This window comes from Parabacteroides sp. KHUB-03, assembly GCF_056640975.1.
The window spans coordinates 1532403-1546780 of sequence record NZ_CM153257.1 but is presented as its reverse complement, the minus strand read 5'-3'; the positions used below and the strand labels follow the sequence as shown (position 1 = coordinate 1546780).

Below are 14378 nucleotides of genomic sequence, written 5' to 3'. Positions count from 1 at the left end.
GGATCATTCACACCTCCCGGAAAATGTTCCAGCATCCAGTCTCCCCAAAGAGTATGTTTCAGCGCTTCGTCAGTTACAATTTCCACCTCACCAGTGTAAACAATACTATTGCCACCCTCTACAATAGACATTCCGGCTTTAGGATTAGCTTTGAAATGAGCCGTCTTTGCCGAACTTGTTCCGGTAGATACATAAATATCTCCTTTCTCATCCTTGATTTTTACCATTGCAACCGGTCGCGGATAACCATTCTCATCAATAGATGCCAATGTAATAATTTGTGCATTGGCTACTATTGCAGCAGCTTTTTCCTGTATTGATTCCATTTTCTATTATTTTAATTATACGCAAATCTAGTCATAACTTCTTATAGTTGAAAAGTACCTGTTGATATTTTTTCGCAGTTATTAATTTCTTATCTTTGCCCTTATTCAGAAACAAATGTTCTATTTTATCTATCACACACATGAGACCACTCTATCTATTACTATTTTGCTTCACATTTTCTCTGGCAAATGCACAATGGCGCTGGTATAATCCGCAGAAAACAGATATTCCGGTTATTCAGAATCAAGGCTGGACAAATGAAATAGGAAAAACATATGTAAGACTTCCCAACCGGGCTGAACAAGCCGTCAGACCGATAGTATGGGAATTGTCGCGCAACTCGTCGGGCCTCTCCATTCATTTCTACAGTAATGCACCCCGGATAAAAGTCCGCTACACGGTAAGCGGTCCGTTAAACATGCCTCACATGCCATCTACCGGTGTATCAGGTGTAGATATGTATTGTAAAGACGAAAACGGGAAAAGCCATTTCTGTTACGGCGGATATTCTTTCGGCGACACAATCCAGTATTTTTACAATATCACAGAAAAGAGTCCGCTTCATTCCCATGGATATGAGTATAGTTTGTATCTTCCACTGTATAATAGTGTACAATGGATGGAAATAGGTGTACCCGATAGCTGCGAATTGACATTCATTCCTGTTTTTCAGGAGAAACCTATTGTTCTGTACGGAACATCCGTTTCCCAGGGGGCATGCGCCTCACGTCCGGCAATGGCATGGAGTACCATCATGCAGCGGTCTCTGGAATATCCGTTGATTAATCTAGGCTTTTCAGGCAATGGCCGTCTTGAACAAGGTGTTTTGCAACTCATTACCGAAATAGATGCCCGTCTCTATATTCTGGATTGCCTGCCCAATATATATGGAAAAACAGAACCGGAAATAATCCGGTTGGTATGTGATGCCGTACATCAGATACGAGAAACAAGAAATACCCCTATCCTGTTAATCGATCATGCAGGATGTAGTAATGCAGACACAGACAGTAGCATGTTTAATGCTTATACGCAAAAAAACATAAGCCAGCACAAAGCATTTGATCAACTGATAAAGGAAGGCGTAAAAGACATTTTTTATCTTTCGCATGACGAACTCGATCTGCCATCCGATGGATGGGTAGATTATGTACATCCCTCCGATTATGGAATGGAAGCACAAAGTCGCGCCATTGAAAAGAAAGTACGTGAAATATTAAAACTACCTGTTGGCAAGTTATCTACCACTACACCCGTAACCCAACGCAGAGAGCCGCACAATTACGAATGGCAGGCACGCCATCAGGATATTCTGGCTTTAAGCCAAAAAGAAACACCCAAAGCCGTTATATTAGGAAATTCAATTACCCATTTTTGGGGAGGAGAGCCTATCGGGCCACGCCGGAACGGCACAGATAGCTGGAACAAAGTGATGCGGAAAGAAGGTTTTCACAATATGGGATTTGGTTTCGACCGTATCGAGAATGTTCTTTGGCGTATTTACCACGACGAATTAAGCGGATTCGAAGCCCAAAAGATTGTATTAATGATAGGGACCAACAACGTGGACATAAACAGCGACAATGATATTATCGAAGGCCTTCGTTTTCTCCTGTCGGCCATTCGCGAGCGCCAACCAAAGGCAGCTATCAAAGTTGTAGGCATTCTCCCGCGAAAAGATCGCGAAGCACGGATCAAACAACTTAACGAACAAATTAATAAAATGGTCGATAAAGAAAGCTGTATTTATATTGATGCCGGTGTAGCTCTTCTTGGAAAAGATGGCAAAATAGACGAATCCCTATTCAGCGATGGGGTACACCCAAATGAAGAAGGATACCGGCTCATTGCGCCGGCCATCGCTTCATTTTAAAGTAGATTCAGCAACATCAACAGTGCAGTGTTAGCAGAACGTTGGATATTTTGTTCACGAATAGCCCCAAAATGATAACATTCCGACACCACTTTATCCTTATAAGCGGCTGCAATCCAAACTGTACCTACAGGCTTATCAGGTGTTCCACCCCCGGGTCCGGCAATGCCTGATGTAGCAACCGCACAGTCACAACCTAAAACCCGAATAGCTCCCATAGCCATCTGTTCCACAACAGGCTGGCTCACTGCTCCATATTGCTTCAAATCATCTTCGGAGACTCCGAGCACATTATGTTTTACCTCATTACAATAAGACACCACACTGCCTGAAAAATATTCAGAGCTACCGGCCACAGAGGTAATCATTCCTGCAATACGTCCTCCGGTACAACTTTCGGCCGTTCCCATCATTAAATGCAAAGAGCGTAACTTCTCCCCTACCAATTCTTCCAACGGTTTGTCTTCTTCCACCAGAATACTTCCTTCCAATAAGGCATGCAATTTATTTTTCTGTTCGGATATAACCTGTTCCGCATCTTCTTCTGCGGATGCGTAGGCTGAAAGACGAAGACGGATAATTCCGGGTTGAGGAAGATAGGCCAGTTTAATAAATGAAGGTAATGCATTTTCAAAATCGGCCAGTTTAATTGCCAGAGCCGATTCCGAATAACCGGTCACCCAACAAGTCTGATGCTTGATAAACAGATCACGGCGATATTTATTTTTCAAACGGGGAATAACTTCATTCGTCATTAACCATTTCATCTCATAAGGAACACCCGGCATGGAAACCAGTACCCTGCCACCATCCCTTTCAAACCAGGTACACGGAGCCGTACCTGCCTGATTCTGGATTACGGTACATTTATCAGGAACCATTGCCTGGCTACGGGTAAGTTCATTCATTGTACGCCCGGTCCGGCAAAAAATACTTTCTATATTTTTATACACTTCGTCTGAAAAGTGCATATCGCTATCAAAGTATTTACAAAGCGTCTTCTTGGTAATATCATCTTTAGTAGGACCGATACCACCGGTCACAAGTACGATCTGTGCCCTGTGCATAGCAGCATCAAAAGCATCCAGCATATCTTGTTCTTCATCCCCAACCGTAGTACGCCATACAACATGGAAACCTTCATCACCCAATTCCCGGCCCATCCAGGCCGAATTCGTATCAATCACCTGGCCAATAAGCAACTCATCACCTATTGTTATTATCTCTACATTCATCTCATTATTCCATTTATCAGATTAGCACCCTCGAAAACGGAGCGGCAGCCATCGGACAGAAATCTTTATCCAAATACTTATAATATCCGGTAATAGCTACCATGGCAGCATTATCTGTTGTAAAAGCAAATTTAGGAATATGCACCTTCCAGCCATACCGTTTAGCATGATCAAGAAAAGCATCACGGAGCCCTGAGTTTGCCGACACGCCACCAGCAACGGCCACTTCATTTATGTGCAGGTCTTTTGCCGCCTTACGCAATTTATTCATTAAAATATCGATAACAGTAGCTTGCAACGATGCACATAAATCTTTCTTGTTATTTTCGATAAAGTCCGGATCTTCCTGCAACCTATCGCGCAGTGTATATAAAAACGAAGTCTTCAAACCACTGAAACTATAATCATATCCCGGAATATGCGGTTTGCTAAACTGAAAAGCATCCGGATTACCCTCGTTAGCCAACCGGTTTACTACCGGTCCGCCAGGATAGCCCAGCCCCATCACCTTTGCACATTTATCGAAAGCTTCTCCGGCAGCATCATCTATTGTCTGCCCTATCACCTCCATGTCGTTATAAGCGTTCACCTTAATAATTTGCGAGTTACCGCCTGAAACCAGTAAACATAAGAAAGGGAAAGAAGGAGCATGATCGTCATCCGGTGTCTCTTTTATAAAATGAGCCAATACGTGTGCCTGCAAATGGTTTATCTCTATCATCGGAATATCCAGTGAAGTAGCCAATCCTTTGGCAAAAGAAGTTCCAACCAGCAAAGACCCCATCAACCCAGGTCCACGTGTAAATGCAATAGCACTCAGTTCGGACTTATCGATACCGGCACGTTTAATCGCTTCAGCCACTACCGGAATAATATTTTGCTGATGGGCACGGGATGCCAATTCGGGAACAACTCCGCCATAGGCTTCGTGTACAGCCTGACTGGCAATTACATTTGACAGCATCACACCGTCGCGGATTACGGAAGAGGAAGTATCATCACAAGAAGATTCTATCCCTAATATCGTTACACTCATTATCTTCTTCTTTTTTCTGCAAATTAACGAAAAGCATTCGGAGCAGACAAACAGTTTAACACATATTGAACATCAGACGCCTGTCTCAAAAAACGAGATGTTTCTATAGGTTTCGTCCTAATGAAACTGATTTTTCCTTTAAAAGAAACCGAAAAAAGTAATAATCAAGTTTCCCGAAGGAAGTGGAGAGTCAAAGAATTTATGTAAATTTGTTCCCGAAAAACAGAAACGATATCAGAGGGCTTAAATACATAATCATTACCCTGCTTACTTTATTCTGGATATTCTATGCGGTTCCGGCTATTTTGGTGAGCGTTCCTTTCATTCAGAAAAAGCTATCGGCAACTGCAACCAGTGAATTATCGGCACTGCTGGGTGTTCCTGTAAAGATAGGAAAGGTAGACATCGAATGGTTCAACCGTTTGGTGCTGGAAAACCTGTACCTGGAAGACCAGGAAGGCAAAGTTTTATTCGAAGCGAACCACGTGGCAGCAGGGTTTGAAGTATTACCTTTAGTTGAAGGACGTTTCGTCTTTACAACTGTGCGCTTATTCGGATTTTCGGTAAACCTGTCCAAGAAAACACCTTCTGACAAGCTCAACCTCCAATTTGTAATAGATGCTTTCGCCAGCAAAGACACGGCTAAGAAAGATAAAAACATAGACCTTCGCTTTAATTCCATCCTGATAAAACGGGGAAATTTCAGTTACAATATAGCCAGTGAAGACACTACACCTGGTAAGTTCAATCCAAAACATGTAAATATCCGGAACCTGAGTGCAAAAATCTCATTAAAAGCATTCAACAAAGACAGTCTGAATGCAAACATTAAAAAAATGAGCTTTGACGAATCATCCGGTTTCTATCTGGACAAATTATCCTTGAACATTGTTGGGAACAGGGATAGTGCGTTTATCAACAACTTCGAAATAAAACTCCCTCAAACAGACCTGAAAATAGACCGGGCAACCATTGATCTTGCCACCGTAGACAGCATTTCGCAACTCATAAACAATGCTCCTTTAAACCTGAATATTGCCCCTTCCCAGATATGCCTGAAAGATTTGTCACCTTTCGTTCCGGCCTTCAGGAACTTTACGGATACAATCGAATTATCAGCCGAGGCATCCGGCTATATCAATAATATCGACCTGAAACGCCTGACACTGAAGTATAGCGACAAAATGCTTTTTATCGGGAAGATGGAACTGAAAAACATTACCCATCCTGAAGAGGCTTATGTATTCGGGCAGGTCAATAAAATGTATATCACTACAGAAGGATTATCGGGGCTGGTAAATAATTTCAGTAAACAGCAGATAATTTTACCCGCTCCTATCGTGAATCTGGGAACTATTAACTTTACCGGAGAAATATCGGGATTCTTCGACAACCTGGTGGCTTTCGGTAAACTTTCCTCGGCAATAGGCTCCATACAAACCGACCTTATTTTCGGCAGCAACAAAGAAAAAAATATAGCTGCCTACCTGAAAGGCCACATTGCTTCTTCCGAATTGCACATAAATGAGCTCTTCAATGAAGAAAACCCGTACGGTAACACGCGTTTTGACATCAGCCTGGATGCCAGCCGTCCGGTTAACGGATCATTTTCGGGTTCTATCAAAGCAAAAATCAATGAACTCGATTACAAGAAATACAAATACGAAAATATCCAGCTTGCCGGCAAATTCCAGAAGAATGGTTTTAATGGCTCGCTTGAAATAAATGATCCGAATGGTACGCTTTACGCCGAAGGAATATTTAAACACCAGGGCAAAAACTCAATATTCAACTTCACGGCAGACCTGCAACACTTCAAGCCGGATAACTTACACTTAACCGACAAATATGAAAATCCGGAAATATCACTGTCCATGAATGCCGATTTCACCGGAGACAATATAGATAACATCGAAGGTAGTTTTACAATAGACAATGTATCATTTAAAACAGCCCCCAGCAGTTTCTACTTAAAGAAACTGGAAGTAACGGCCTCCGGCCATTCGGACGACCGTTTGTTGAGTATTAAATCGGATATCCTGAACGGAGAAATAGCCGGGGCATACTCGTTTAAAACAATCGTGCCCAGCTTCATGAATACGTTCAAAGGCTATATTCCCGCATTAATAAACGTGACACAAAAAAAACAGAAGACACAGGAAAACAACTTTTCCTTATTGCTCACAATCGAAAATACGGAAGCTTTATCGCAAACATTAAAATTGCCTTTTACGGTGCAAACCCCAAGCCGTATCATAGGACACTATAATAACATATACAATAAGTTCAGAATAGAAGCATTCCTGCCCAAATTCAAAATTGGTAAATCCATGTTCGAATCCGGCTATCTTACTTGCGAAAATCCGGAAGATAAAGTAGACCTTCAACTCAAGGCGATCAATTACAATGCTAAAGGCTTACGCAATTATCTGGACTTGAAAGCGGATGCGAAAGAAAACCGGCTTAACACTTTGATAGGATGGGCAAACAACAAAAAACGTTTATTTAAAGCCGACCTGTCAGCCTCCGCATTATTCGTTGAAGAAGAAAACGAAAAAGCCTCTCCCACATTGCGGACAGAGATTACGGTCAACCCAAGCCCTCTCACAATAGCGGATTCGTTATGGCACATAGCTCCTTCAGGTATAACAATCAGGGATGGTAAAATAAACATACACAATTTTCATGTCTCCCACGACCAAGAATATATCCATCTGGACGGTATTGTCTCCAATGAGCCTCTCGATACGCTGAAATTGGATTTAAAGCAGATAGAGCTTAGCTATGTATTCGACATCCTGAATATCCCGGTACTACAATTCGGTGGCAAAGCTACCGGAAAGTTCAACATCAACGACCTTTATAACAGCCGTATGTTAAACACCGACCTGGAAGTTCAGGATTTCTCATTCAACCAAGTAAAACTAGGACGCCTGAATCTGTTCAGCGAATGGGACGATGCCCAGAAAGGGATATTGATGTTAGGCAGTATTTATAAAAACGACAGCACGTGGACGGATGTAAACGGCTATGTCTTTCCTGTCGGGCCGAATGACGGATTATCCCTGCATTTCGATGCAAACGACATGAATGTAGCATTCCTGCATCCGTTTTTAGACAAGGTGATCAAGAACCTGCAAGGACGCGCCTTTGGCAACATCCACCTGCACGGCCCGTTTAAAGCGCTTTCGGTAGAAGGAGACGCATATATACAAGACGCAGGCTTGGGTATCGAATTTCTGAATACATACTATACATTTTCTGACTCTATTCATCTCGATTCAAAATCTGTCAACTTACGCAACATAACAGTGCTGGATAAATTTGGCAATACCAGTAAAGTGAGTCTCAAATTCAATCATAAACACTTCCATGATTTCGACTTCCAAGTAAATGTCAATGCCAACAAAATGCTCATGTATGATGTGCCGGAGAAACAAAATCCCATGATTTACGGCACCGTATACGGAAGCGGAACAGCAACCATAGCCGGAAATGAAAAGCTGATAGACTTCGATATCAATATGCAAAGCGAGCCGAAGACATCCGTATATCTCAACTTCATGAACAACAACTCGGTCACGGATTACGACTTCATCTCTTTTGTAGATAAAAAGAAATTGCTGAAAGATACGACTGTATTGTCAACCGATTCGGTAAAGCCCCCTCTGTTTGCCAACGACGAAGGAGCCGAACTGCGAATGAACTTCTTGCTGGACATCACACCCGATGCCAATATAGAACTGATTATGGATCCTATTGCCGGCGATAAAATCAAAGGGAACGCATCCGGCAGCCTGCAAATACAATATGGTACGAAGTCCGATTTACGCATGTATGGTGGAGTGAATATTATAAGCGGCAACTACAATTTCAGCCTGCAACAAATCATACATAAAGACTTTAAAATACGCGAAGGCAGCAGCATTGATTTCCGGGGCGACCCGTTCAACGCAAATATGAACATCAATGCCATTTATAACCTGACTGCCAACCTGGCCGACCTGGACCAAAGCCTGGTTATGGAAAGCCCGCGCCCGAGCGTTCCGGTAAACTGCGTATTAAAACTGGACGGCATGTTGCGTACTCCCGCAATTTCTTTCGACCTGGAATTGCCAGGCTCCAACGAAGAACTGGAACGCCAGATGAGAAGCTTCATTGATACGGAAGACATGATGACAAGACAGATCGTATACCTACTTGTGTTGAATAAGTTTTACACCCCCGATTACTCTACCAACACGAGGTCGAGCAACGAATTCAACGCCGTAGCCTCCTCTGCCATATCATCGCAGCTATCCGGCATATTAAACAGTTTCACCGACAAAGTACAGATCGGAGCAAATATCCGTGCCGGGCAAGAAGGCTTCAACGATAGAAATACCGAAATGGAAATGCTGCTCAGTAGCCAGCTACTGGACAACCGTCTGCTGATTAACGGCAACTTCGGCTATAAAAACAGCTACTACAATACGAACCAGAAAAACGTTTTCATTGGAGAATTCGACCTGGAATATAAACTGACTAAAAACGGAGAAATACGTTTAAAAGCCTATAACCATGCCAATGATATGTATCAATACCTCAAGCAATCCCTTACCACGCAAGGTGTAGGCATCATGTTCAAAAAAGACTTTACACGTCCTTCCGAAATATTCAAACGCAGGAAACGTCTGCTCCCTCCTGCCATACCACGGGATTCAACAACAATCTCCACCGCCCCGAAAGATTCTATCAAATAAATCCCTATCTTTGCCCCCGCAACATCTCATAAACAAGATGAAATACATTCCTTGTATAAGACATATATCTGCGGAACATACATGTTCCGCAGTCCTTCTTCATGAAGAAGGAAATTTTGCAAAAAAAACGTAACCTTTCCTCCACCCACCTTTTTCACGTAAAAAACAATCAAAACATAGCAGGCTGCAAGGGCAGCCTGCCCAAAACGTGTGTCCGTACCACACGGAAAACCTCCGTACACCTACAAAAGTATCACCGACGCACCGGCGGAGCCTCCGTACCCCTACAAAACCATTGCCGGAGCTCCGGTGATACCTCCGTACACCTACAGAGCCTCTACAGAACGGATTTCTCAATTTTCAACCTAATATTAACTCTTTAAATTCAAAGTTATGGAACAAACAAAAGCGATCAAAACCCGCTACCTTACGACCGGTTTCCTGATAATGCTGGCAATGCTGCCTGCATTGACCGCATGCAACGACGACGACGACGGACTGGAAAAAGACCCCACCACAGGACACACCCTGACACTTACACTCAAAACCGGTGTAGAAGCCATACCGGAGACGAGAGCGCTGATCCGAGAAGCAGCCCCGGAAAGCGAAGCCGCGCAAGCAGGCTTCTGCTACGAACTGGTATCGAGTGATGCGGACAGCGTTGCTGTTTCCAGTCCGATGACCAAAGCGCCAACAACGCTGAAGAACGTCTACGCCCTCCTTTTTAAAAGTGACGGAACATTCAACGGCAGAGCCAACATCGGAACCATGACGGCAAACACAAACACATACGTAACCTTTACCAACGTGGCAGACCCGGCAGCAACAAGTTGCCGACTGGTGATTGTAGCAAACGACAATGCGGCAACAAACAACTACGCCAGCACGGGAGGAACAGGAAACTTTGCGAACTTCACAGGAAACTATGCCGCCTTTCAAGCGCTGGTGATGACGAACACGATCAGTTCGGATGCAGACGTACCCTACGCCGGAACGGCAACGGTGAACTTATTTGCCGGTGGAGTAAACGCAACGACATCCGTACAACTCTACCGCACGCTGGCGAAAGTAACGGTAGTGAATCAGACCTTCTCCATACCCTACAGCTCACAAGGCGGAGGAAACATACCGCGCACAGGAATCCAACTCGTAAACGCAGGAAAAAAGTGCTTCGGAACAAAAAACAACTACGACGGAACAGGAAACAACACTAACACCGCAGGAGTGGAGAACTCCACCTCCGTAAATGCTAACACCGTAACCTGGTATGTAGGAGAAAACGTACAATCCGGCTACTCGGCCACTAACGCCACCGAAAGAAACAGGCTGAAAGCACCCGATGCTGCGAGGGTAACGCTGACGGGAAGCAAAACCCTCGCAACAGACGATGCCTACACATGCCACTTCGACGTCTTTATGGGCAAAAGCAGCGATGTAAGCGACTTCTCACTACGCCGACACACAAACTACACGCTGACAGTAAACGTAAACAATTCACTTGAATTCATTAGAAACTATGTAACGAATAGTAGTGGCAACCTATATTACAAGAATGACGATCCCCGGATATGGCACAGCGTCGCTTCTGTATGGATATCGGTTAATCAACCGTTGGCCAATACATATAAAACTTGGACAGGAAGTGATTTAACTAATTATCCACCTTTCAATTACGATGGTGGCGCTTCTTCCGGTACAACGGGTTCCGATTATATGGGCGTTTCTTCTACCGCTACTGTAAATACGCCTTATTCTTTCGAGGTTGAGAAAACAGAACGTGGCAGTGCTTCTACTCATCAGCCTGCTACTGATTATTGTAAAGGATTAGGTACAGGTTGGCGTATGCCAACAATAATAGAGTTATTCGCTATGTATCAGAATAAGGCGGCATTAGAATCCGTATCTGGCTTCGCTGCATTCCTCAGCCAGTGGTATCGGAGTAGTTCGGTCTACAATGGTGATGACCTCGGACGCTGCATATTGTACTTCAACAATGGCAATTTCAGTGACAACAACGCGGGCTACGACCTCTATGTCCGCTGTGTGCGGGATAACTTGCCTGCGGTACTCACCATCAACCAGGCCGTAGCCACGGCTTATAAAAATACAGGGAATGGCCTTACAGGTTTTCCTCCTTTCAATTATGATGGTGGTACAGTTACAGGCACAACCGGTTCTGATTATAAGGGTACTTCTTCTACCGCTACTATAAGTACTCCTTATTCCATCGAGGTGTCTAAGACTCAGCCTTCGGGTACTTATCGTTACGATACTGGTGCAGCTAAGGCAGAATGTACTAAGCTCGGTAGTGGTTGGCGTCTTCCTACTCAGATCGAGTTGTTCGCCATGTATCAGAATAAGGCGGCATTAGAATCCGTATCCGGCTTCGCTGCGTTCGGCAGCAGTTACTACTGGAGTAGTTCGGTCTACGGTGGTAATGCCAATTACCGCTGCGTACTGCGCTTCAGTGATGGCGGTTTCGGTGCCTACACGAGCTACAACTACTATGTTCGCTGTGTCCGGGATATCTGATCAATGGATAAAATATGGCTTTAGCCTGGTTTCAATTGCCGTCGGTTTTAACCGACGGAGGCTGTAGATTCTCCTCTTTCAAGGGCTTTAGCCCAACCGGAAAGAAATTTGGCTAAAGCCAACAGGAATGTACATCCCTTAATCCGTCCACTAAAGTAGACGGCAACCGAACTTAGGCTAAAGCCTACAAAGAGAACATACTTTAGGCCGTCCGCTTCAGCGGACGGTAACTAAAACCAGGCTATAGCCATTACATAGCAAGGGAGCTAAAACTATCCAATAAAAGGATAAGCCCTGAACAATTCTTTCACGGACTGGCAGTATACATCCAGGATATTACTTTTGAGAATCTTCTTCCGTAACTTCTTATCAGCTTCCGGCAATAAATAATCCCACACGGTTTTGAGTTTTGCCAGAACCTGATGTTCGCCGCCTTCCAACCGTTCCTGATACCCTGTCAATAATCGGGCGTGAAAAGTTTCCAGCATTTCTTTTCTTTCAACAGCAGAGAGCTCTTTTCCTTTTTCATACTCCACTGCAAGCCACGGGTGTGCCAGTAAGCCACGCCCTGACATTATACCTTTCAACAGAGGAAATTGCGACGTTATATCCCGTATGTCTTCCAACGTTTCAATATCCCCATTATAAAAAAGAGGATGTTTGCACGCCTGGTAAAAAGCAGTAAAACCGTCCATATCCACACTTCCTTTATATTGCTGTACACCCAATCGCGGATGCAACGTTATATGTTCCAAAGGAAGCCGGTTCAATACAGACAAAAGCACCCAGGATTCATCCACCGTCTCCCACCCCAGTCTTAGTTTAACAGAGAACTGTATTTGCGGAAATTCTTCTACCGTATTCAGTAGCGCTTCTGCTTCACCTATAAAAGGTAAAATACCTGCACCTCTGTGTAAACGGGCCTGCATCGGAAAAGGGCAGCCCAAGTTTATATCTGCCCGCCTGTAGCCGTTAGCATAAAACAAAGCAGCGATTTGCCTGAACTCTTCGGGAGTAGCTGCTATAAGCTGGGGAACAACTCTGCAACAGCCGGAACCGGAAGGTAAAATATCCCGGAGTTCCTTATTTCTGAATCCGCCTTTCTCAAGACGGACAAAAGGCGTATAATAAAACTCCACTCCCCCGAATACCTGCGCATGTGCTTCACGGTACACATTATCGGTGTATCCCTGCAAAGGAGCAAAATGTATTTTATATTCCATCAGACAAACAATTCCCTGAAGAGTGAAAGTAAGCGGGCTTTTGCCAGTTCGAAGTCTTGCGCAGTTCCGAGTTCCTTCTCCAGCGATGTTACACCCTTATCTTTGAAGCCACACGGATTAATGAGGGAGAAATATGTTAAATCGGTATTTATATTCAAGGCAAAACCATGCATGGTAACAAAACGGCTGCTCTTTACCCCGATAGCGCATATCTTCCGGGCACGTCCGGGTACGTCCGGATCGATCCAGACACCGGTAGCACCATCGAGCCGTTCCCCTTTGATTCCGTATAATGCCAGAAAACGGATAACAATCTCTTCCAGGCGATCAATATACTGTTTCAATCCCAAATCCCAGCATTCCAGATCAAACACGGGATAGCCTGTTATCTGCCCGGGACCATGATAGGTTATATCTCCTCCGCGGTTAATATGGAAGAAAGAGACTCCGCGCTGCTTCAACAAATCTTCCGTGACAAGCAGATTAGAATCTTTGCCGCTTTTGCCAATAGTCAGCACAGGAAGATGTTCGCAAAAGAATAATTCATTCACTCCTTCCGCTCCGTCTTTTTTGGCAGCCAGCAAGGTTTCAAAAGCTGAGGTCTGGCATTCTAATGCATCAGCGTAGGATATGCGTCCCAGGTCATGATAGATGAAGCTCTCCATTTTTTTCTTTTTTTAATTTTGCCTGTATCTATATTTTGCTCTCCTGCTCCATAGCCCATTTCTATTTTAAGCAACTTTCCCATAAGGGACATAATTTTTGTTTGCCGTTTGAGCATATAAGGAGAAGGTTTTCCGGAATTGAATTTACGGGGATTTGGCAAAGATGCGGCAATCAAAGCTGCCTCACCTTTCGTAAGTTTTGAGGCTTTCTTATGAAAATGTGCTTGCGCAACAGCTTCGGCACCATAAATACCGTCTCCCATTTCAATTGAGTTGAGATAAACCTCCATGATTCTCTCTTTTCCCCAAATCCATTCTATCAGTACGGTAAAATAGGCTTCTATGGCTTTACGTATATACGTTTTTCCCGGCCACAAGAAAACATTCTTTGCTGTCTGTTGAGAGATTGTACTTGCCCCTCTCAGCCGTTTACCTTTTTCCGCATCAGTGCGCGCCTTTTGTATCTGTTCAATATCAAAACCATGATGATCAAGAAACAAATTGTCTTCGGAAGCAACGACGGCCTGTACCAAAGGTTGTGCTATTTCGGATAAAGAAACCCACTTATGATCCAACTTCATCTTCTTTCCGTCATGAAACTGGTCATATAAACGAATAAACATCAATGGTGTATAATATACCGGAATATATTTATAGGCCACAACAGCCAATATACTGGACAAAAACAAGAATATCAAAATGTTCCGGCACCATATCAATATTCGTTTAACTATACGCATGTCGG

8 protein-coding genes and 1 pseudogene are annotated in these 14378 nt (G+C 43.8%); 3 read left to right on the top strand and 6 right to left on the bottom strand.

Features of this window, described 5'->3' with window-relative positions; genetic code table 11:
- Positions 1-11 precede the first annotated feature (11 nt).
- Positions 12-326: pseudogene (locus ACYIB7_RS06675) on the bottom strand (pyridoxamine 5'-phosphate oxidase family protein); the annotation flags it as partial.
- A 140-nt stretch (positions 327-466) separates the two neighbouring features.
- Here ACYIB7_RS06675 and ACYIB7_RS06670 point away from each other — a divergent pair.
- Positions 467-2200 (top strand): SGNH/GDSL hydrolase family protein, encoded by a 1734-nt coding sequence (locus tag ACYIB7_RS06670; protein ID WP_480338369.1) that lies wholly within the window; start codon positions 467-469, stop codon positions 2198-2200.
- On the opposite strand, the gene ACYIB7_RS06665 is transcribed toward ACYIB7_RS06670, so the two are convergent.
- The gene (locus ACYIB7_RS06665; protein WP_480338368.1) at positions 2197-3435 is read right to left on the bottom strand and encodes a CinA family nicotinamide mononucleotide deamidase-related protein; all 1239 of its coding nucleotides are present in this window, start codon (positions 3433-3435) and stop codon (positions 2197-2199) included. The genes ACYIB7_RS06670 and ACYIB7_RS06665 overlap by 4 nt on opposite strands.
- A 16-nt stretch (positions 3436-3451) precedes the next feature.
- Entirely contained in the window at positions 3452-4471 is a 1020-nt protein-coding gene (tsaD, locus tag ACYIB7_RS06660) for a tRNA (adenosine(37)-N6)-threonylcarbamoyltransferase complex transferase subunit TsaD (protein WP_103984454.1), read from the bottom strand.
- 257 nt (positions 4472-4728) lie between these two features.
- Between tsaD and ACYIB7_RS06655 the strand changes: the two genes are divergently transcribed.
- Positions 4729-9213: a translocation/assembly module TamB domain-containing protein gene (locus ACYIB7_RS06655; RefSeq protein ID WP_480338455.1), complete on the top strand. Its 4485-nt coding sequence runs from the start codon at positions 4729-4731 to the stop codon at positions 9211-9213.
- Positions 9214-9606: 393 nt separating this feature from the next.
- On the top strand, positions 9607-11745 hold the full coding sequence (locus ACYIB7_RS06650) for an Lcl domain-containing protein (RefSeq protein ID WP_480338367.1): 2139 nt from the start codon (positions 9607-9609) through the stop codon (positions 11743-11745).
- Positions 11746-12017: 272 nt separating this feature from the next.
- Here ACYIB7_RS06650 and ACYIB7_RS06645 read toward each other — a convergent pair whose 3' ends face one another.
- The 3 genes from ACYIB7_RS06645 to mtgA are packed head-to-tail and all read right to left on the bottom strand — an operon-like array spanning position 12018 to position 14373.
- Positions 12018-12968, bottom strand: coding sequence for a tRNA-dihydrouridine synthase family protein (locus ACYIB7_RS06645; protein WP_103984343.1), 951 nt, complete (start codon positions 12966-12968; stop codon positions 12018-12020).
- Entirely contained in the window at positions 12968-13633 is a 666-nt protein-coding gene (gene lipB / locus ACYIB7_RS06640; protein ID WP_103984342.1) for a lipoyl(octanoyl) transferase LipB, read from the bottom strand. The genes ACYIB7_RS06645 and lipB overlap by 1 nt, the downstream gene beginning before the upstream one ends.
- The gene (mtgA, locus tag ACYIB7_RS06635) at positions 13579-14373 is read right to left on the bottom strand and encodes a monofunctional biosynthetic peptidoglycan transglycosylase (RefSeq protein WP_103984341.1); all 795 of its coding nucleotides are present in this window, start codon (positions 14371-14373) and stop codon (positions 13579-13581) included. Before mtgA ends, lipB begins: the two co-directional genes overlap by 55 nt.
- Between the last annotated feature and the right edge of the window lie 5 nt (positions 14374-14378).